The 20147-nt window shown below is 64.0% G+C and carries 16 protein-coding genes and 2 riboswitches; of the genes, 7 read left to right on the top strand and 9 right to left on the bottom strand.

The features are described 5' to 3' along the window. Positions 1–2 precede the first annotated feature (2 nt). The 7 genes from ACKWRH_RS28985 to ACKWRH_RS28955 all read right to left on the bottom strand — a co-directional run bounded on the left by ACKWRH_RS28985 (position 3) and on the right by ACKWRH_RS28955 (position 9409). On the bottom strand, positions 3–1166 hold the full coding sequence (locus ACKWRH_RS28985) for a M20 aminoacylase family protein (RefSeq protein ID WP_445216302.1): 1164 nt from the start codon (positions 1164–1166) through the stop codon (positions 3–5). 13 nt (positions 1167–1179) lie between these two features. Next, a complete protein-coding gene (locus ACKWRH_RS28980) occupies positions 1180–2685 on the bottom strand; it encodes a M81 family metallopeptidase (protein ID WP_445216301.1) in 1506 nt (501 codons plus the stop codon). Positions 2686–2898: 213 nt separating this feature from the next. After that, positions 2899–4548 (bottom strand): ABC transporter ATP-binding protein, encoded by a 1650-nt coding sequence (locus ACKWRH_RS28975; protein ID WP_445216300.1) that lies wholly within the window; start codon positions 4546–4548, stop codon positions 2899–2901. A gap of 14 nt (positions 4549–4562) precedes the next feature. Beyond that, positions 4563–5450, bottom strand: coding sequence for an ABC transporter permease (locus ACKWRH_RS28970; protein ID WP_028150021.1), 888 nt, complete (start codon positions 5448–5450; stop codon positions 4563–4565). A gap of 19 nt (positions 5451–5469) precedes the next feature. After that, positions 5470–6411 carry an ABC transporter permease gene (locus tag ACKWRH_RS28965; protein WP_014494267.1) on the bottom strand — a complete coding sequence of 314 codons (942 nt, stop codon included), beginning with the start codon at positions 6409–6411 and terminating at the stop codon, positions 5470–5472. 181 nt (positions 6412–6592) lie between these two features. Further along, the gene (locus tag ACKWRH_RS28960; protein ID WP_445216299.1) at positions 6593–7894 is read right to left on the bottom strand and encodes a D-amino acid dehydrogenase; all 1302 of its coding nucleotides are present in this window, start codon (positions 7892–7894) and stop codon (positions 6593–6595) included. 67 nt (positions 7895–7961) lie between these two features. Further along, a riboswitch (glycine riboswitch) is annotated at positions 7962–8075 on the bottom strand. Between the two features lie 3 nt (positions 8076–8078). Beyond that, positions 8079–8182: riboswitch (glycine riboswitch) on the bottom strand. 96 nt (positions 8183–8278) lie between these two features. Next, positions 8279–9409, bottom strand: coding sequence for a M20/M25/M40 family metallo-hydrolase (locus ACKWRH_RS28955; RefSeq protein ID WP_445216298.1), 1131 nt, complete (start codon positions 9407–9409; stop codon positions 8279–8281). Between the two features lie 266 nt (positions 9410–9675). Between ACKWRH_RS28955 and ACKWRH_RS28950 the strand changes: the two genes are divergently transcribed. Continuing rightward, on the top strand, positions 9676–11286 hold the full coding sequence (locus ACKWRH_RS28950; RefSeq protein ID WP_028154710.1) for an ABC transporter substrate-binding protein: 1611 nt from the start codon (positions 9676–9678) through the stop codon (positions 11284–11286). Positions 11287–11515: 229 nt separating this feature from the next. Continuing rightward, positions 11516–13111 carry a glycosyltransferase family 39 protein gene (locus ACKWRH_RS28945; protein ID WP_445222493.1) on the top strand — a complete coding sequence of 532 codons (1596 nt, stop codon included), beginning with the start codon at positions 11516–11518 and terminating at the stop codon, positions 13109–13111. Between the two features lie 203 nt (positions 13112–13314). On the opposite strand, the gene ACKWRH_RS28940 is transcribed toward ACKWRH_RS28945, so the two are convergent. Further along, positions 13315–14517: a multidrug effflux MFS transporter gene (locus ACKWRH_RS28940; RefSeq protein ID WP_445216297.1), complete on the bottom strand. Its 1203-nt coding sequence runs from the start codon at positions 14515–14517 to the stop codon at positions 13315–13317. A 180-nt stretch (positions 14518–14697) separates the two neighbouring features. Beyond that, a complete protein-coding gene (locus ACKWRH_RS28935) occupies positions 14698–15279 on the bottom strand; it encodes a TetR/AcrR family transcriptional regulator (protein WP_445216296.1) in 582 nt (193 codons plus the stop codon). Between the two features lie 98 nt (positions 15280–15377). On the opposite strand from ACKWRH_RS28935, the gene ACKWRH_RS28930 reads away from it, so the two are divergent. The 5 genes from ACKWRH_RS28930 (at position 15378) to ACKWRH_RS28910 (ending at position 20147) form a co-directional block, all read left to right on the top strand. Beyond that, on the top strand, positions 15378–16157 hold the full coding sequence (locus tag ACKWRH_RS28930; RefSeq protein WP_445216295.1) for a crotonase/enoyl-CoA hydratase family protein: 780 nt from the start codon (positions 15378–15380) through the stop codon (positions 16155–16157). A 248-nt stretch (positions 16158–16405) separates the two neighbouring features. Further along, positions 16406–17689 (top strand): hypothetical protein, encoded by a 1284-nt coding sequence (locus ACKWRH_RS28925; protein WP_445216294.1) that lies wholly within the window; start codon positions 16406–16408, stop codon positions 17687–17689. Positions 17690–18073: 384 nt separating this feature from the next. Then, on the top strand, positions 18074–18625 hold the full coding sequence (locus ACKWRH_RS28920) for a TetR/AcrR family transcriptional regulator (RefSeq protein ID WP_445216293.1): 552 nt from the start codon (positions 18074–18076) through the stop codon (positions 18623–18625). A gap of 2 nt (positions 18626–18627) precedes the next feature. Continuing rightward, positions 18628–19554 (top strand): SDR family NAD(P)-dependent oxidoreductase, encoded by a 927-nt coding sequence (locus tag ACKWRH_RS28915; protein WP_445216292.1) that lies wholly within the window; start codon positions 18628–18630, stop codon positions 19552–19554. After that, a complete protein-coding gene (locus tag ACKWRH_RS28910; RefSeq protein WP_445216291.1) occupies positions 19554–20147 on the top strand; it encodes a class I SAM-dependent methyltransferase in 594 nt (197 codons plus the stop codon). The genes ACKWRH_RS28915 and ACKWRH_RS28910 overlap by 1 nt, the downstream gene beginning before the upstream one ends.

The following is a 20147-nucleotide window of genomic DNA, read 5'->3' as shown; positions in this document are numbered from 1 at the left end:
TGCTAACCTACCGGCATGCGCGTTTCGATGATCCGGGCGAACATGCTGGCGCCGATTGGCAGGATCTTGTCGTCGAGCACGAAGCCGGGATTGTGCACGGGCACCGAGCCGTCGTGGCCGACCCAGAAATAGGCGCCGGGAATAGTTTGCAGCATGTCGGCGAAATCCTCGCTGCCCATCTTCGGCTGGGCGCGGGTGATCACGTTGGCGGGGTTGACGACGGTGCGCGCGACCTCCTCGACCACCTTGGACTGCTCGACCTGGTTGACCAGCACGCCGAAGGTATCGCGGATGTCAGCTTCGATCACGCACTGATAGGCGCTCGCGATGCCGGCGCAGATCGTGCGGATGCGTTCGGCGATCAGGGCGCGGACTTCATCCGAGAAGGTGCGGATGGTGCCGCAGAGATGCGCTTCGCCGGGGATGACATTGTAGGCGGAACCGGCGTGAATCTGCGTGATCGAGATGACGGCGGCCTGCAGCGGCTCGACGTTGCGGCTGACGATGGTCTGGATCGCCTGCGCCAGCGTGGTCGCGATGATCACCGCGTCCTTGGAGCGTTCGGGCATCGCGCCATGCGCGCCATAGCCGGTGATGCGGAGGTCGAAGAAGTCGGCGCTGGCCATCGCGGGGCCGGGCAGGATCGCGATCTCGCCGTGGTTGAGGTCGGGCGCGTTGTGCAGGCCATAGAGCTCGTCGCAGGGAAACTTCTCGAACAGCCCGTCCTTGATCATGGCGCGGGCGCCGCCGAGGCCTTCCTCGGCCGGCTGGAAGATCAGGTGCACGGTGCCGTCAAAATTCCTGGTCTCGGCGAGGTAGCGCGCGGTGCCGAGCAGCATGGTGGTGTGGCCGTCGTGGCCGCAGCCGTGGAAGCGGCCGGGGATTTTCGAACTCCATTTCAGATTGGTGTTCTCTTCCATCGGCAGGGCGTCCATGTCGGCGCGCAGGCCGATGCGCTTGCCGCTGGAACCCTTGCCCTTGATGACGCCGATCACGCCGGTGCCGCCGAGACCGCGGTGCACCTCGATGCCCCAGCTCTTCAGCTTGTCGGCGACGATGCCGGAGGTGCGCACTTCCTCGAAGCCGATCTCGGGATGGGCGTGGAGGTCGCGCCTGATAGCAGTGAGTTCGTCGGCATAGCCGTCGATGCGGTCGATCGTGGGCATGTGTCCTGTCCGGTTAGCGTGATGGGGGTGTGAAAACGGGGCCGTTCGGCTTGATGCGGATGCCCGGACGCAGCCGCGTCCAGGGCAGGGTGGCAGTGTCGGCCGGCATCGCGCCGGGCGCGGCGCAGATCATCAGCTTTTCCGCGATCGGCTCGAAATCGGCGCGGAAGTGCACCGAGCTCTTGTTGACCAGAATCTTTTGCGCAGTCGGCTCGATGCCGACATAGCGATACATCGCCTGATCGGCGAGCTGCGCCTTGTGCGAGGAGACGACGACGCGGACGTCGCCGATGCGCAAGGCTGCGGAGGGACCCATTTCCATCTCGCGGCCGCCATAATAGGGGCCAGGCGCGATGAAGCGGCCGTCGGAGAGCTTTTCGACGATGAAGGTCTCGCGATAGGGCTCGTCCCCGGGAATGCCGGACTTGCCGCCGAGCGACAGCGTCACGGTGGCGCCGACGCCGGCCGCATGCGCGGCCTTGGCAGATTCCGGGTCGTAGATCGCGCCGGTCGCGGCGCTCGCCTTGTTGCGCACCAGTGCGCGCAGCATGCCGGTGGTATCGGAATCACCGCCGGCGCCGGGATTGTCCTGGGTGTCGGCGATGATGATCGGCTTGCTCGCGCCCTTGGCGAGTTCCATCGCATGGCGCACGCCGTCGTCGGGCGACCAGATCTTGCCGTCGAAATCGTCCTCGTGGCTTTCGATCAGTTTGACGATCGCATCGGCCGCGCGGTCGGCATCGGCCTGCGTCTTGCCATAGGCGAACACGCTCGGGCCGCAGTCGCGGAAGTCGGCGGCGGGGAAGCCGGGCGCGAAAGACAGCGTCGGAACGGCGTCGCTCTCCAGCGCGGCAAGTTTTTCGTAGATGCCCTTGGTGGGAAAGTCATTGGTGCATTGCCAGCTGATCGCGATCAGGAACGGCAATTGGCGAAACGACTTTGCAAAGCGCTGTTTGGTCTGCAGCAACAGGGCGAGATGCCTTGCGGAGGCGCGGCCGGTCTCGGCCATGTCGACATGCGGATAGGTGCGGTAGGCGATCAGCGCGTCCGCGTGTTCCATCATCTCGGGCGTGACGTTGGCGTGCAGGTCGAGGCTGGCAACGAGCGGAACGTCCTTGCCGATGACGCGGCGCACGCGCGCCAAGATCTCGCCTTCGCCGTCGTCGAGATGCTCGGTCACCATCGCGCCATGCAGATCGAGATAGACCGCATCGAGCGGGCCGGCGGCGGCGATACCGTCGACCATCACCTTCACGATACGCTCGAAGGCGTCCCTGGTGACATGCGCCGACGGGCTTGCGCCGCAGGCGATCGTCGGAATGAGGTTCCAGCCATTCGCTTCGGCGCTGTCGACGAAGCCGGCGAGGCCGACATTGATGCGGCGCATCACCTTCAATACGTCGGCGCCTTCCGTCATGGCCGGCCAGCCGCCGCCATGCTGGAAGTCCGCGAAAGTCGCCTTCGTCGGGGCGAACGTGTTGGTCTCGTGCAGGAAGCCGCCGACGGCGATACGTGTCATTAATCCTGGTCCAGCGTTTGAAAGTGCGCGACGTTAGCCTTGGCTTCGAGGCGGGGGCAAGCGAGGAGCCCATGCCGCCGCGCATGGCTTTAAGTCATTTTCGAATGATGATGGTCGCTACCCGTCATTGCGAGCGAAGCGAAGCAATCCAGAATCTTTCCGCGGCGGCAGTCTGGATTGCTTCGCTTCGCTCGCAATGACGGAGTATGCGGATCAAGCCGTCGCAGCCACGCCTTCCGACACTGGCCGGAAGTTCGCAAAATCCCAGCCGCGGCCCGGTGCGGCCTCCAGCAGCGCCCTGGTATAGGCTTCCTTCGGATGGGTCAGCACCTCGGCGGCCAGGCCCTGTTCGACGACGCGGCCGTGCTGCATCACCACGACCTCGTCGCAGATCTGGGCTGCGACGCGCAGATCGTGGGTGATGAACAGGATGGCGATGCCGAGCCGCTTCTGGATCTCGTCGAGCAGTTCCAGGACCTGGGCCTGCACCGAGACGTCGAGTGCCGACACCGCTTCGTCCGCGACCAGCACGTCCGGATCGAGCGCGAGCGCCCGCGCAATGGCGATGCGCTGGCGCTGGCCGCCGGAGAACTGGTGCGGATAGCGCGTCACTGCGTCCGCGGGCAGGCCGACGAGCTCGAGCAGTTCGCGCGCCCGCTTCATCGCATCGGCATGCGGGGTGCCGTAATTGATCGGGCCTTCCGCGATGCTCTCGCCGACGGTAATGCGCGGGTTGAGCGAGCGATAGGGATCCTGGAACACGATCTGGATCTTCTGCCGGTGCGGCTGAAGCAGGCGGCGCGAGATGTCGGCGATCTCGCGGCCGGCAAGGCGCACGCCGCCGGAGGTCGGATCGATCAGGCGGACGATGCACCGCGCGACGGTGGACTTGCCCGAGCCGCTCTCGCCGACGATGCCGAGCGTGCGGCCCTTGCGCAGCGTCAGCGTGACCTTGTCGGCGGCGACGACTTCGCGGCCTTTGCCGAAGAAGGCGCGCTCCTTGTAGACCTTGCCGAGCTCGTTGGCCTCCAGCACCACCGGCTCCTTGGTCTCGGGCCGCGCCGCGCGCGGCACCAGGCTCGGCACCGCTGAAAGCAAATTACGGGTGTACTCCATGGTCGGGTTGCGCAGCACGGTCTCGAGCGGACCGGTCTCGACCAGCCGGCCCTGCCGCATCACAGCGACGCGGTCGGCGATCTCGGCAACCACGCCCATGTCGTGGGTGATGAACAGGACGGCGGTGCCGTGATCGCGCTGGAGGTCGCGGATCAGCGTGAGAATCTGCTTCTGCGTGGTGACGTCGAGCGCGGTGGTCGGCTCGTCGGCGATCAGGAGCTTCGGCTCCAGCACCAGCGCCATCGCGATCATGATGCGCTGGCGCTGGCCGCCGGAGAGGCGATGCGGATAGGAAGCGAAGATGCGCTCGACCTGGGGCAGGCGGACCTGCTCCATCATGTCGAGAATGCGCTTCTTCCGCGCCTTGGCGTCGAGATCGGTGTGGGCGCGCAGCACTTCGTCGATCTGACGGCCGACCGGCACCACCGGATTGAGCGCGGTCATCGGCTCCTGGAAGATCATCGCCATCTGCGTCGCGCGGAGCTGGCGCAGGCGGCGATCGGTCGCGGTGAGAATCTCTTCGCCGACGAGCTTGACGCTGCCGCCGGTCGGAACCAGCGTGCCCTTCGGCAGCAGGCCCATCGTGGTGAGCGAGGTCACCGACTTGCCCGAGCCGCTTTCGCCGACGAGACACAGTGTCTCGCCCTTGTGCACCTGGATCGAGATGCCGTCGATGATGTTGGCACCCTTCGGCTTCTTGCCGACGGAGACGACGAGATTGTTGATGTCGAGGACTGGGTTGGTCATCACTTGATCCGTCATCACTTGCCCTCCCGCTGCTTCATGCGGGGATCGAGGGCGTCGCGGGCGGCGTCGCCGATCAAATTGATGCTGAGGATGGCGATCGAGAGCAGCAGGCCCGGCCAGAAGATCAGCGTCGGCTTGAGCTGAAAATACTGGCGGCCCTCGGCCATGATGTTGCCCCAGGTCGGCGTCTCTGGCGAGATGCCGGCGCCGAGGAAGGAGAGGATGGCCTCGGTCAGGATCGCGGAGGCGCAGACATAGGTGCCCTGGACGATCAGCGGCGCGATCGTGTTCGGCATCAGATGGCGCCACATGATCTTCGGCAGGCTGGAGCCGACCGAGATCGCGGCTTCCACATAGGGCTCCTCACGCGCGGACAGCACGACCGAACGCACCAGGCGCGCCACGCGCGGTATTTCGGGGATGGTGATCGCGACCAGCACGGTCCAGATGCTGGCGCCGGACAGCGACACCACGGCGATCGCGAGCAGGATGCTCGGCATCGCCATGAGGCCGTCCATGACGCGCATCAGGACGGCATCGACCAGCTTGAAGAAGCCGGAGACGAGGCCGATCGCAAGGCCGATGACGATCGACAGGATCGCCGAGCCGATGCCGATCAGGAGCGAGATGCGGCCGCCATAGATGACGCGTGACAAGAGGTCACGGCCATAGGCGTCGGTGCCGAGCAGGAATTGCGCCGAGGCCGGCTTCAGCCGCTGCGAGGGCGCGAGCTGGACCGGATCGTGCGGCGCGATCAGCGGCGCCAGGATCGAGACCAGCACGATCAGCGCGAGCAAGATCGTGGCCGCCGCGATGATCGGCGTCGAGGTGAGGAATCCGAAACGCGGCCGCAGCGGCGACGTGATCGGAATGGACGACTGGGGGAGGCTATCGACGGACATTTTTGTTGGTATCCTTGCCTCAGTACCGGATCCGGGGATCGAGCAGCGTGTAGGCGACGTCGATCAGGAGATTGACGACGACATAGATCAGCGACGTCAGCAGGATCATCGCCTGGATGACCGGATAGTCGCGCGCCAGCACCGCGTCCACCGTGAGGCGGCCGATGCCGGGGATGTTGAACACACTCTCGGTGACGACGACGCCGGAGATCAGCAGCGCAAAGCCGGTGCCGATCACGGTGATCACGGGCACCGCGGCATTGCGCAGCGCATGGCGCATCATCACGGCGACCTCGTTGATGCCCTTGGCGCGGGCGGTGCGGACGTAGTCCTCACCGAGCACGTCGAGCATCGCCGCACGCGTCATGCGCGCGATCAGCGCGATGTAGATGAAGGAGAGCGCGCAGGTCGGCAGGATGATGCGTTCGAAGAACGGTCCAAAGCCGTTGAAGATGCTGCGGAAGCCCTGCACCGGCACCCAGCGCAGGTCGATCGCGAAGACCTCGATCAGGAGATAGCCGACCACGAACACCGGCACGGAGAAGCCGAGCACGGAGAGGCCCATCACGAAACGGTCGATCCAGGTGCCGTGCTTCCACGCCGCGATGACGCCCAGGGGCACGGCGACGATGACGGCAAGAATGATCGTCGAGAGCGCGATCGAGATCGACGGCTCGACGCGCTGGCTGATCATCTTCATGACCGGCAGGTTGGAGATCAGCGACGTCCCGAGATCGCCGTGCAGCAGCTTGTTCACCCAGGTGATGAATTGCACGATCAGCGGCTCGTTGAGGCCGAGCGAGTCGCGGATGCGTTCCAGCCGTTCCGGCGTCGCGTTATCGCCGGCGAGAATTGCGGCCGGATCGCCCGGCGTCAGCCGCAGCAGCAGGAAGACGAACAGCGCGACGACGCCCATCACGGGCACCGCGGCCAGAACGCGGCGAATGAGATAACCTAGCATGCACCTATCTCCGGCTGCGGAACTTGTGGGGCCGGGAGGCCCCCGTGGAATCGGTTCTGTCTATCATGCACGCCTGTCACTCGGGCTGGAAAGCCGGCCGGAGAAGCCGACGTTTCGGGGCAAATTGTGTGCCAAGGGCAGGGCGGTCGCAAGAGGGCGCCGAGCCTCCGATATCGGCCACTCAGGATGCATGGCGGAACTCGCGCTCAACCCTGAGTGACGGTGCGGTCGGCGGTGCGTTGAGCCCGCGCCAGCCGTCGATGGTCCCGGCAATCATCTGCGCGGTCGCGGCCGACAAGGTCCAGCCGAGATGGCCGTGGCCGGTGTTGAAGAACACGCCCGGCATCCGTCCTGCGCGCACCACCGGCATCATGTTCGGCATCATCGGCCGCAGCCCGGCCCAGGGCACGACCTTTGACGTTTCGACGCCGGGGAAGTTGCTGCGCACCCAGTCGACCAGCGGCTGCACGCGGTCGGCGCGGATGTCGCGGTTGAAGTCGTTGAATTCGGCGGTGCCGGCAACGCGGAAACGATCCGCGCCAAGCCGGCTGGTGACGATTTTTGCGGCTTCGTCGAGCAGGCTCACGGTGGGCGTCGCGTTGCGGCTCTCGGTGGTGTCGAGCTGCACGGTGATCGAGTAGCCCTTCACCGGATAGACGTTGACGCGCTCGTCGAGGAGGGTGGCGAAGTGCCGGCTGGCCACGCCCGCGCAGACCACGACGCCGTCCACCTTCAGCATGCCGCGCGCGGACGCGACTGCATCGGTTGCGGAAAGATCAGCCCAGCCGATGACAAAGCCGCCACCCGCCTGAGCAATGGAATCGATGTTGGCTTCATGGATAAAGGTCGCGCCGCGCCGCTTGCAGGCTTCCGCAAGTCCGCGCGTGAACTTGTGGATATCGCCGGTCGCATCCGACGGCGTGTAGAAGCCGCCATAATAGTCCTTGCGCAGCGTCGGCTCGATGGCGCGGATCTCCTCCGGCGTCACCGGGCGGCGATCGAGCCCGCCTTCCTTCAGCAGCGCATTGACCTGCAGGCCCGATTCAAAACCCTTCTTGTCGTGATAGATGTGCAGGATGCCGCGGCGTTCGAGATCGAAGTCGATGCCTTCGCGCTCCGCGATCTCGAACAGATGCTTGCGGGCCTCGATCGCGAGCCGCGTGGTCTGAACCGTGTTGGCGCGGTAGTTGCCGATATTGGCGACGAACTCGCTCATCCACGAATATTTGTGCCAGTTCGGCCGCGGGTTCATCAGCAGCGGCGCATCGCGCCGGAACATCCAGCGCAGGCCTTTCAGGATCGTGGCGGTGCTGTTCCACACTTCGGCGTTGCTGGCGGAGAGCTGTCCGCCATTTGCGAAGGAGGTCTCCATCGCGGCGTAGCGGTGCTTGTCGAGCACCGTTACCTTGTATCCGCGTTCGAGCAGGGCATAGGCGGTCGTTACGCCGGTGATGCCGGCGCCGATGATGGCGATATGGGTCATGGCAGGTTCGGGGCTCCCGTGAGTAAGGATAGGCTAACCGCCGGCCAAAGGCCGTTGGCGGCGCCCCATCTGTCACGGTTACCTGAGAGCTTGATCCGTTGCGGGCCTCGGCGAGGTCAGCTCCAGACTATCCCCTTCGGTGGACGTCGCGATCCCAAGATCGTGCCGCCTCTCTCCAGATCGTCCTGACGATACAGTCCTTTTGCCTGAGAGTTTCCGGGGCGGTTGCTCCGTCGGCGCCGCAACGAAAGCCGAAACCTTCGTTGCAATCTCTCCCGCATCGTCGCGTGGACTATCGAGCAGTACGATACGCCTCATTTTTGGACAAGGCTAAATTTCAAACCGCGACTGCCAACGCATTGTGCAGTGCGAAGTTGATTCAATTTACTCCAGCGTCGCCAGCAAACCCGCCATCAGGCGGCCGCGCTCGACCAGGCTGTCGACCTCGATGAATTCTTCCAGCGTGTGGCCGTTGCCGCCGCGCACGCCGAGGCCGTCGAGTGTCGGGATGCCCATCGCGCCGGTAAAGTTGCCGTCGGAGCCGCCGCCGGAGCTCGCATGCGGCAGCTCAGTGCCTAGCGATTTGGCGATGCCGCGCGCCTTCTCGTAAAGCGCCATGGTGCCGGCGTCAGGCTCCCATACGGGGCGCGTGACGCCGCGCGTCACCTTGAACGTAACATCATTGGTCGTGCCCGACAGCGCCAGCATCCGTTCGACGCCGCGGTCGAGATCGGCCTGGCGCTTGGCCATGGACAGCGCCTCGCCGGTGGCGGTCGTGGCAACGCAATTGACCCATTGTCCGCCGTGCACGACGCCGACCGAGAAGGTGCAATCCTCCGTCGTCATCGCGTCGATGGCGAGGATCTGCCGCGCCATCTCGCGGATCGCCGAGCGTCCAGCCGACAATGTCGCGCCGGCATGGCTCGGTCGGCCCGTCGCTTCCAGATTGAAACGCGCGATGGCGTAACGTCCGGTGGTGACACCGTTGTCGGCGCGGCCCGGTTCGGGCACCAGCACATATTTGTTGCGCGCGGCTTCCGCCTCGATGATGTCTCGCGTCGAGGGCGTGCCGACTTCCTCGTCGGGCGTAAACAGCACGGTGATCGGCAGCGGCGTGGTGAAGGAAGCGCGTGCCAGCTGCCGGATCGCTTCCAGCGAGAGATAGTTGCCGCCCTTCATGTCGTAGATGCCGGGGCCGTAGCACTTGTTGCCCTCATGCCGCCATTTCAGCTTCTCGATGGTGCCGACCGGGTGGACGGTATCCATGTGCCCGGCGATCAGGATGCCCGGCTCGCCCTGTTTCGGATGCGGGAAGCGCGCGCGGATCACGCCGCCGAAGCCCTGTCGGCCGCCGATGCGTTCGATCGTCGCACCCATGATTGCCATATCCCGCGCTGCGATATCGAGCATGCGGTTGACGGCACCCGCGTCCCAGGTCGGGCTCTCGCATTCCACCCAGGCGCGCAGGCCCTGGAGCATCGCCTCGGAATCGAAGGGAAGATTGGCTGGATTCATCTTAATGTCTCTCAGGCTTGAAAGATGGAACGCGCATTGCATTGGCGTGGATAGGACTGGCGGAAAGCGTTGTAGAGCCAAACCGATCTTTGTGGAGCCCGTGAGCGCGCCGCTTGGGGCTGCAGCGAAACCGGATTGACGCGCTCAGCACTGTCTGCAAGTCTCAAAAGACAAAGGCATCGCATGAGGTTAGTTCGCCTAAAGAACGAACCGAATGCTCAACCAATAACCTGCCTTTGAACAGTTTCACGTCAGGAGAAACGTTTATGTTGAGCTTGATGCGCCGGGGGCGTCGCGCGTTCGCCTCCACACTTGCGCTATCGGTCGTTGCGCTTTCGACGGCGATGGCCTCGCCGGTACTTGCCGCCGCCAGCAAAACCATCACTGCGGTGATGCATTCGGATCTGCGCATCATCGATCCGATTTTCACCACCGCCTACATCACGCGTGACCATGGCTACATGGTCTACGACACGCTGATCGCGACGGACTCGAACTTCAAGATCCAGCCGCAGATGGCGGACTGGAAGATCTCCGACGACAAGCTCACCTACACCTTCACGCTGCGCGACGGCCTGAAGTGGCACGACGGTACGCCGGTGACGGCGGAAGACTGCGCTGCTTCGCTGAAGCGATGGGCCGCGGTCGACGGCATGGGCCAGCAGATGATGCAGTTTACTGCGAGCATCGAGGCGACCGACCCCAAGACGATCACGCTGAAGCTGAAGGAGCCCTACGGCCTCGTGCTCGAATCCATCGGCAAGCCGTCCTCGCGCGTCGCCTTCATGATGCCGAAGCGTCTCGCCGAAACGCCGCCGGACAAGCAGATCCCCGAGCAGATCGGCTCGGGCCCGTTCAAGTTCGTGCAGGGCGAATTCCAGCCCGGCGTGAAGGCGGTCTACGTCAAGAACACCGACTACGTGCCGCGCAAGGAGGCGTCGAGCTGGACTGCCGGAGGCAAGTTGGTCAAGGTCGATCGCGTCGAATGGATCACCATGCCGGATGCGCAGACCGCAGTGAACGCGCTGCAATCGGGCGACATCGACTTCATGGAAGTGCCGCCGTGGGATCTGCTGCCCGTGCTTGAAGGCAATGCCGACCTCAAGGTCGAGACGCTGAACAAATTCGGCTACCAGACCCTTGGGCGCATGAACTTCCTCTATCCGCCCTTCGACAATCCGAAGATCCGCCGTGCCGCACTTCTGGCGATGAACCAGAAGGACGTGCTCGACGCGCTCGTCGGCAATCCCAAATACTACAAGATCTGCGGTGCGTTCTTCATCTGCGACACGCCGTTCGCGACCGACGTCGGCTCGGAATCGCTGGTCAAGGGCAACGGCATGGCGGAAGCCAAGAAGGCGCTCGCCGAGTCCGGCTATGACGGCACGCCCGTCGTGGTCATGGTGCCCGGCGACGTCGTGACGCTGAAGGCGCAGCCGACGGTCGCGGTGCAGTTGCTCCGCGAGGCCGGCTTCAAGGTCGACGCGCAGGCGACCGACTGGCAGACGGTGGTCAGCCGGCGAGCCAGCCAGAAGCCTCCGAAGGAGGGCGGCTGGAACATGTTCTTCACCAACTGGGTCAGTGCCGACGTGTCCAACCCGATCGCCAATCTGTCGATCGGCGGCCAGGGCAAGAAGGGCTGGTTCGGCTGGGCGGAAAACGCCAAGATCGAGAAGCTCAAGGACGACTTCGTCCGCGCCGCCTCGCTCGACGATCAGAAGAAGATCGCGGCCGAGATCCAGAAGGAAGCCTATGACCAGGTGATCTACGTGCCGCTCGGCCAGTATCTGGCGCCGAGCGCGTGGCGGAAGTCGCTCACCGGCGTGCTCGACGGCCCGGCGACGCCGCTGTTCTGGAACATCGACAAGACCGAGTAAGGCCAAGTCGAGGTAAGGGAAGGTGCATCTCGCACCTCCGGTCCGAGCGTTACACGGCGTCGCTGTCATCAGCGGCGCCGTTTTCGTTTGTCAGCCTCGCGTCAGCTTTTAACTCTTCCAGTTTCCAATCATTGCTATTTGTTTCTGACTTGAAATAGATGTGCGCCGTTTGCGCATCACTTCCTTCCTGCAATTGAGTCCTGTGTCGATTGATTTTGCACTTCAGGCGATGGCCGAGCGGTCCGATCGCGAGCCGGCGCGATGGCGGCGGCCTCTCCTGCGCTGGCTCGACGGCGTCGAGACGGGCTGGGCCGTGCCGCTTCTCATTGTGTGCTTTGTCGCGCTCTGGACGGTCTATCTGGCCGTCGCCTATGCCGGCAGCGGCCTGCACCCTGATACCCTCGAGGCCTGGACGCTCGGGCGCCATTTCGCGTGGGGCTACCACAAGCATCCGCCGCTGATGGGCTGGGTTACGGCGGTGTGGACCTCGGTCTTCCCGCTCAGCGACTGGTCGCTGCAATTGATGGCGATGGCCAATGCCGGGCTCGCCCTGTTTTTCGTCGACCGGATCGCACGGCAGTTCGTGACCGGGCACAAGCGCATCCTGGTGCTGCTGCTCTTGATGCTGACGCCGGCCTATCAATTCCATGCCCAGCGCTTCAACGCCAATGCGGTGCTGCTTGCGCTCTGGCCGCTCGCGACCTTGTGTTTTCTGCGCGCGTTCGAGACCCGCAGCGCGGCCTGGGCGGTCGCCGTAGGATGCACGACGGCGCTGGCGATGGTCGGCAAATATTATTCGGTCTTCCTCGTGGCAAGCTTTGCATTTGCCGCACTGGCTCATCCCGCGCGCCGCGCCTATTTCACGTCCGCTTCGCCGTGGATATCGGTCGTGATCGGGTTCGCGGTGTTGTTGCCGCATATCCACTGGCTCGCGACGACGGGCGCGTTGGCCTTCACCTACGCGATGGCGCACGCCAACGGCAACTTCGTGAGCTCACTCGGCGAGGTGCAGAACTTCCTGCTCGGGCTCGTGGCGGCCATCAGCGTATCGGCCGTCATCTGGGTGTTCATCGCGGGCACGCGGCTGAAACAGTTTGCAGCCGACTTCGCCGCGATGAGTTCCGGCCTGCGGCTTCTTTTTTACGTTGCGATCGGCACGATCGTGCTGCCGGTCCTGACGTCGCTGGCGATGGGCACCGATCTGCCGTCGCTATGGGCGTTGCAAGGGCTGTTCCTGTTCGTCGTGCTGATCGTTTGCGGCACGCGCTACCCGATCGAAAGATTCTACACCGTCAATGTCGCGGTCATGACCGCAATCGTTGGGCTCGCCGCCGTCTTCGTCGCCGCCCCGATTCACGCCGTCTATCGCAACAATCACGGCTATGAAGAGGGCCGGAATTTCTACGCGCAGGTAGCCAACGAGCTCACCCGGGAATGGCACGAGCTGACCGGCGAGCCGCTCAGCGCCGTCAGTGGCGACGATTCGCTGGCCTTTGCGACCGCGTTCTACGGTCCGGACCATCCGTATTACGCGCGGCCGTTCGAATTTCAGTACACATGGGGCATGCCGCGAAAGACGACACTGGATCGCGGTTGGGCCGCGCTCTGTTTCAGCGGCCAGGACTATTGCGGCAGGTGGATGGAGTCCGTGTCCGCGCGCGCCGAGCATTTCGTCAAGCGCCAGTTCACCGTGCAGGCGACGCTATGGGGCAAGCCCGGCCTGACGCGGGACGTGGTCGTGCTGATCGTGCCGCCGCGGGCGAGCAGCGCGACGCCCGAGAGCGCCGCGCAGGATTTCAGCGCCAGCAGGCGTCCGCCGGACTAGGCTTGGCGCTCAGCAATGGCTGTCGCGGATCCGCTCTAGGCCTTCGCTCGCGAAGGGGGGAGTGAACGCAGTTCGGTCGGCGCCCGACGTCGGGCGTTCCGTTTCCGCCCGATCCGGGGTGGTATTGTCTTCGCGATGTTCCGGTTCCATGAGGCGGCCTTTCGAATTGCTGCAGTACAACATCGAGGTGGCCGGGAAGTTCCTCATGCGATGGGACGATGATGCGGCTTGAACAGGCGTCCCCTTTCCACCACCAGCACGATCGCGAGCGCCGCCAGCGTCGACAGGAAGAAGCCAACCGAGAACGGCAGCAGCGTGCCGTCGAAACTCTGCCCGATCGCCATGCCGACGACGATGCCGATCAGCGTCGTGATCGAGCCGTAGAGCGAGGAGGCGGTGCCGGCGATGTGGCCCTGCGGCTCCATGGCCAGTGCGGTGAAGTTCGCGACCATCATGCCGAACGAGAACATCATCAGGGCGGACAGCACCATGAACAAGGAGAGTGGCAGCATGCCGAGGCTTTCCGTCAGCAGCATCACGCCCGCAACCGCGGTGTAGAGCGTCAGCGCGCCGTGCGAGATCACGCGCATGCCGAGCCGTCCGACCAGCTTCGCATTGAGGAAGCCGGCGATGGCGGTGCCGGCCGCGATCGCGGCGAAGGCAATCGGGAAATAGTGGCCGAGATGATAGATGCCGGTGAAGACCTGCTGCGCCGAAAACACATAGGCAAAGAGCGCGCCTATCACGCTGCCGGCGGCCGTCGCATAGCCGATGGTCTGGCGGTTGGTCACGGTCTGCCGGAACGCCGACAGCACGTCTGCGGGCGCCAGTGACCTGCGTTCGGACTCGGGAAGAGTCTCAGGCAGCCGCAGCACGCTCCATGCGAGCGCGAGCAGTCCGTAGAGCATCAGTACGACGAAGATGCCGCGCCATTGCGTGACCAGCAGCACCGCCTGCCCGAACGAGGGCGCGATCACGGGCACCGCGATGAACACCATCATGGCCAGCGACATCACGCTCGCCATCCGGCGGCCGACATAACAGTCGCGCACGATCGAGGTCGCGATCACGCGCGTTGCCGACGTGCCGAGCCCTTGCAGCGCGCGCGCCAGCAGCAGCGTCTCGAACGAGGGCGCGGCGACCGCCAGCACGCTCGCCACCGCATAGACCGCCATGCCGCCGAGCAGCACCGGGCGGCGCCCGAAGCGGTCCGACAACGGGCCCATGACGAACTGGCCGGCACCGAAGCCGATCAGGAAGGTCGAGAGCACCAGCTGAAGATGGTTGGCGTTGGGAATGGCGAAGGCTGCCCCGATGTTGGGCAGCGCCGGCAGCATCATGTCCATCGCAAGCGGATTCAGCGCCATGATGGACGCGATCACGATGACGAATTCTGGAAAACCCATGGGCCGGTGTCCCGAGGACACCCAATCGTCGGCATTGACGTCGGACAAAGCTCACCTCTGAAAATCAGAGGCTTTTCTAGCGGTTATGCTGCGTCGCACAACCCATGTTTCGGGATGGCTGACAGGCGGGTGCACAAGAATTGGTGATGTCGCCGGGCTCGGGAAGGGCTGCCTCGTCCATCATCGTGCGCTAAGGGCCTGCTCGACCAGGCCGAGCGCCAAGCGTCCCGCGGTGTCGACGTAGTCGAGATCGCGATGGATCAGCATCACGGTCGTGGCGCCGTCGAGCAGAATCACGAGCTGGCGCGCGAGCGGCGCTGCACCGGCAACGCCATGCTCGCGCAACTCGGCTTCGAGCCACGCTTCAAAACGCTTCTTGTGCGCCGCGCCGGCCTTGACCGCGGGATGTGCCGGCGTGTTTGCGAGCTCGGCGATGGTGCGCAGGAATCCGCAGCCGCGCCATCGCGGCGTATCCATGGAGCGTCCGAGCCTTGCGAAGAGACCGCGGACCTTGTCGGCGACTGTGCCCTCGGTCTCGGCGAACCAGCGCATATAGAGCTCCAGCGTCGGCTGGTCCCTGGCCGCGATGGTCTCGGCGACGAGCTCGTCCTTGCTGGTGAAGTGATAATAGAGCGTCTTCTTGGTCACGCCGGCCTTCTCGGCGACCGCGTCCATGCTCACCGCCCTGATGCCTTCGCCATAGAACAGGCGCGTCGCCGCGATGACGATCTGCTCGCGTGTGGTGTCGCCTTTGCCTGACATCGCCAATGTATACTGCCTAGTGAGTATACACGACAAGACCGCTGTGGCTGACTTCCGCGCCTGTTCGACCTGGAATTCGACCTGGAAGGAGCCTGCATTTGTCCGATCTCGTACTCTCCGAAACGCGAGGCGCTGTCGCGCTGCTGACGTTCAATCGCCCGAACAAGCTCAATGCGCTGAGCTACGCCCTCGTCGACCGCCTGATGGCGATCCTGGATCGTATCGAGGACGATGCCGATATCCGCACCGTGATCCTGACCGGGGCGGGCGACCGCGCCTTCTCGGCCGGCGCCGACATCGCCGAGTTCTCGGAGAGCGTGAGATGCGGGCCGGACACGGCGGTAAAGGCCTTCGTACGGCGCGGGCAGGCGATGACGGCGCGCATGGAGGCGTTTCCGAAGCCGATCATCGCCGCCGTGAACGGCATCGCCTTCGGCGGCGGCTGCGAGATCACGGAAGCCGTGCATCTCGCCGTCGCGAGCGAGCGGGCGAGCTTTGCCAAGCCCGAGATCGCGATCGGAATCACGCCGACCTTCGGCGGCACGCAGCGCCTGCCCCGGATCGCAGGCCGGAAGCGGGCGCTCGAATATCTCCTGACAGGAGATTCGTTTTCACCACAACGGGCTCATGAGATTGGTTTGGTCAACCAGGTCGTGCCGCACGGGCAGCTCCTGGACGCAGCCTTCGCGCTGGCAGACCGCATCGCGCGGCATTCGCACCTGGCGGTCGCCCGCGTCATCACCGCCGCGACGCGGGGCCTCAACGTCTCGATCTCGGAAGGACTCGCCATCGAGAGCGAGCAGTTCGCACGCATGGCGGCGACGCGGGACACGCGCGAAGCGCTCGATGCCTGGCTTGCCGCTCGCTCGTCGCGGTAGGGGTGGTGCGGTGGATCTGGCGGTTGTGGCGATAGGGAACCGGTTCCCCCGTCCAGGCGGAGCGCTGGCAACCAGGGATTCACCATAAGCGCGAGCGCAACGCACAGGGGAGATGAATCCGCAACCCATCCTGTCCATGGTGGGGCGGCCTGGCGCCGTGTGCGCGCCGGGAGAAACCTGGCCCAACAAGGTATCCGATTGTGTCCGATGTCACCGGTGCAGCACGATGGTTGGAACCCTCGGCCGACATGGCTTCGCGGCGGAACTTCTGGCTTGCCTGCCTGATCGCACTGACAGCACTGCTGGTGCTCGGCAATCTCGCCAACGACGCCGTGCTCGATATGAAATATGGCTGGGACACCCGCGTCAATTGTGCGGCGGTCGATGCGTATGCCAGCGGGCTCGATCCCTATTTCGTCAAGAACCTGAAGGGCACCAAGCTCTCTTATCCCTATCTGCCGGTGACGCTGGATGTCTTCCGACCCTTGTGCGCGGGTGGACTTCTGGTCGATCACTACAAGGGCATCTTTCCTGTCCTCGCCGTGCTTTGCGGGCTCCTCTTGCCCGGTCTTGGCCGAACGCGCCCGGGCGCGCGCGATGTTGGGCTGAGGGTGCTTTGCACGCTCGGCGCGTTCGTCGGATTCGAATGGGTGCAGGCGTCCGGCAACTTCGCGATCCTGAGCGGCGTGCTGACCGCAATTGCACTGAGGTTTCTGCTCTCCCTGCCTGCCTCCGCAGGGTCGGAGGACCGCAGCGCTTCGCTGCGTCTTGCGGGTGCCGCGCTGCTCGGCCTCGTGACGTCGTTCAAGCTGGTGTTCTTTCCCGTGCTGGCCGCGTTCTATTTCCTGCCGCTGCCGCGCGGCCGCAAGCTCACGCTGATCGCGGTTGCGGCGTTCAGCTTCGCATTGCCGATCCTGATATCGCGGCTGATGTACCCCGAGCTGTTCGCGAGCTGGCAACTGGCGATGGGCGGAAAGATCCCCGACCAGCATCTCGTCGATCTCTTCGAGATCAATCCGTCGCTGCTGCTGGCGGCGCGCGACCTCATGGACTTTGCCGGCCTCGGTGGCAGCAAGGCGGCGACGTTCGCGACATATGCATTCGCAGCACTCGCGCTCGTGCTGGTGCCGTTCGCTTTGTCCATCCTGCGCGTGGTCACGAGCGAGCCGGCGCAGGAAGGCGGATCACTTCTGACGCGACTGGATCGCTGGCTGATCGATCATCCCCGCGTCGCCATGCGCATCACGGTGTTCGCGATGTTTGCGCTCTATCTCAGCTCGCCGCGCCTCAAGGAGTATGCCTTCTTCGAGCTCGCGCTTTATGCCGCGATCCTCGTCGTCGATCTTCCGGCCCTGGCACTTGCCGCGTTCCTCGCCGTCGGTCTCGCCTTTCCGGCACTGATCTCGATTCTGGGGACGGCATTCGAGGGCAGCTTCATCCTGCTCATCATCGCGCTGACAAGTTTCTGGATCCTGCTGCTCGACTTTCGCGCCGAGCCGAAGCGGCTGGAGACGGAAGGTGCGACCTCATAGGCGTCGCCTCGTCCGCTGAGGCGGGGGTGAACCACTGACGATCGCGCTGGCTTCTGCGCGCGCCGCAGAAGACGCGACCCTACCTGGAAACAGCCTACGGCCTCGTGTGGAGGCTCACATATTCGCCGGTGTAGTCCTCTTTCCCGCCCCTGTCGTTGATGGGGTGCCTCAGCTGCTCGCGCCCTCTGACCTCCCAGGTCGCCGCGTCGATTTCCCGCCGGACCAACTTGAGCAGGCGCGCCTCGAGCGGAACGCGCGTTGAACTTCGCTGCCACAGCTCCAGCACAACGAACGTCAATGCGCAGACGATGCCGAGCACATGTCGTATAGGTCTAAGTTGACAAAAAATATATTTAATGTCATAGTGTAAATATGACGAACAGGTTGACCCAGGACGAAGCCGAGGCGCGCCGCCTGAAGATCCTTGCGGCGGCGCGCTGGTACTTTCTGAATTTCGGCTTCTCGAAAACGTCGCTGGACGACATCGCCAGGCGAGCCGGGATTTCGCGCACGCTCCTTTATCGGACGTTCAAGGATAAGGAGGACATCTTCACGGCCGTCTTCGCTGACTGGCTGATATCCCGCCACCCGGCTGCGAAGCAAGCCGCGGCGACCGTGAGACCGCCGCGCGAGCGTCTCGTTGACGTGTGCAGGCTCATGGTGGTCGAGCCCTGGGCTGACATGGTCGGCGCGCCGATGGCCGGTGAGTTTTTTGATGTCTGCGAGCGTCTGGACCCTGAAATTGAAGCGCTGCACCGGCGCGTGGCGATGGAATGCGTCGCGAAAATCCTTGGCGGTGACAACGATGCCGCAGAAGTTTTCCTGCTCGCGCTGGATGGACTTCTCGGCGATGAGCCCACCACGGCGGTGCTGGAGCAACGCGTTCAGATTCTGGCTGACCGCTTCACACCATCGATCAACAAACGAAAGTCGTAAGTATGAGTAAGGCATGGACGCTGAAGGACATCCCTTCTCTGGCGGGAAAGCGCGTTATCGTGACCGGTGCCAACAGCGGCATTGGCTGGCATGCGGCACTGGAGCTGACCCGCGCCGGGGCGGAGGTGACAATCGCCTCCCGTAACGCCGCCAAGGCTGAAGATGCAGCCCGTCGCATCCTCGCCATCGTGCCAGATGCCAAGGTGAACACCGGTAAGCTCGATCTCTCGAATCCAGCGTCGGTGAAAGCTTTTACGGAGAGCCAGCTGGCGTCATTGCGGCCGATCGATGTGCTGATCAACAATGCCGGTGTCATGGCGCTTCCAAATCGCCGGGAAAGCGTCGACGGTCACGAGATGCAGTTTGCCACGAATGTCTTGGGCCCGTACCGTCTGACGGCTTTGCTGCTGCCTGCGCTGCTTCGATCGGCTGCGCCACGCGTCGTGACCGTGGCGTCGGGCACCCACGCCATGGGGGGGCCGGTCCCCATCGCGGACCTCGATTCCAAGCAGGGCTATAAGCCCATCAAGGCCTACGCGAAAACGAAGCTCGCAAATGTCCTGGTTGCGAGAGAGTTACAAAGGCGCGCCGGCGACCGGCTGCTGTCGGTCATCTGCCACCCGGGTGCGTCGAAAACGAATCTGTTCGCGGACACCAGCGCGCTGATGTTGCTGTCGGTGTTTGCGCTTTATCCGCTCATCCAGGACGCTGCGATGGGGGCTGAGCCGACGCTCATGGCCGCGACCTCGAAAAATGTGGGGCCTGGCGGCTATTATGGCCCCGGCGGCTTCATGAGACTGCGAGGTCACCCGTCCGAAGACAAGACGGCGCTTCTCGCAGACGATGCAGAAGCCGGCCGCATCCTGGTCGACGAGCTTGAACGGATGTCGGGCATCTCTCTTGTATTTGATGCTGGAGAGGCGGCGTAATGACGGCCACGACTTGCAGCGACTTCTTCAACTTCTTCCGTGCCTGGCTTGCGGATCCGATACGCGTATCCGCCGTTGCGCCATCTGGGCAGACGCTTGCACGCCTGATGACCGGCGAGATCAAGCCCGGTGACGGACCAGTGATCGAACTCGGGCCGGGCTCGGGCGTCTTTACGCAAGCGCTGCTGCGCCGAGGCATCGCAGAGTCGGATTTGCTTCTGATTGAGTACGGCTCGGATTTCATGCGTTTGCTTCAGCGGCGTTTTCCAAATGCTCGGGTGCTGTGGATGGATGCGTCCCACCTATGCCAATATAAGCCCTTCATGGCTCCAGCCGGTGCCGTGGTCAGCGGTTTGCCCTTGCTGTCGATGTCGCCCCGCAAAGTGATGGCGATTTTGAGTGGCGCATTTCGTCACATGCGAGAGGGAGGCATTTTCTATCAGTTCACCTACGGAATGAGCTGCCCCGTGCCTCGGCCAATCCTTGACCGTCTGGGACTCAAGGCAAGTTTGGTCGGACGTACGGCGCTGAACATTCCGCCTGCGTCGGTCTACCGTATCCGACGCCGCCAACCGCTCGCCTCCATGATCTAG

It is taken from the genome of Bradyrhizobium sp. Pa8, from assembly GCF_052588265.1.
This window is presented reverse-complemented; position numbering and strand designations above follow the sequence as displayed.

Coding starts and splice junctions, on each gene's coding strand:
- ACKWRH_RS28985 (WP_445216302.1), bottom strand. CDS start 1,166: ATGCCCACGATCGACCGCATCGACGGCTATGCCGACGAACTCACTGCT.
- ACKWRH_RS28980 (WP_445216301.1), bottom strand. CDS start 2,685: ATGACACGTATCGCCGTCGGCGGCTTCCTGCACGAGACCAACACGTTC.
- ACKWRH_RS28975 (WP_445216300.1), bottom strand. CDS start 4,548: ATGACCAACCCAGTCCTCGACATCAACAATCTCGTCGTCTCCGTCGGC.
- ACKWRH_RS28970 (WP_028150021.1), bottom strand. CDS start 5,450: ATGTCCGTCGATAGCCTCCCCCAGTCGTCCATTCCGATCACGTCGCCG.
- ACKWRH_RS28965 (WP_014494267.1), bottom strand. CDS start 6,411: ATGCTAGGTTATCTCATTCGCCGCGTTCTGGCCGCGGTGCCCGTGATG.
- ACKWRH_RS28960 (WP_445216299.1), bottom strand. CDS start 7,894: ATGACCCATATCGCCATCATCGGCGCCGGCATCACCGGCGTAACGACC.
- ACKWRH_RS28955 (WP_445216298.1), bottom strand. CDS start 9,409: ATGAATCCAGCCAATCTTCCCTTCGATTCCGAGGCGATGCTCCAGGGC.
- ACKWRH_RS28950 (WP_028154710.1), top strand. CDS start 9,676: ATGTTGAGCTTGATGCGCCGGGGGCGTCGCGCGTTCGCCTCCACACTT.
- ACKWRH_RS28945 (WP_445222493.1), top strand. CDS start 11,516: ATGGCCGAGCGGTCCGATCGCGAGCCGGCGCGATGGCGGCGGCCTCTC.
- ACKWRH_RS28940 (WP_445216297.1), bottom strand. CDS start 14,517: ATGGGTTTTCCAGAATTCGTCATCGTGATCGCGTCCATCATGGCGCTG.
- ACKWRH_RS28935 (WP_445216296.1), bottom strand. CDS start 15,279: ATGTCAGGCAAAGGCGACACCACACGCGAGCAGATCGTCATCGCGGCG.
- ACKWRH_RS28925 (WP_445216294.1), top strand. CDS start 16,406: ATGGCTTCGCGGCGGAACTTCTGGCTTGCCTGCCTGATCGCACTGACA.
- ACKWRH_RS28915 (WP_445216292.1), top strand. CDS start 18,628: ATGAGTAAGGCATGGACGCTGAAGGACATCCCTTCTCTGGCGGGAAAG.
- ACKWRH_RS28910 (WP_445216291.1), top strand. CDS start 19,554: ATGACGGCCACGACTTGCAGCGACTTCTTCAACTTCTTCCGTGCCTGG.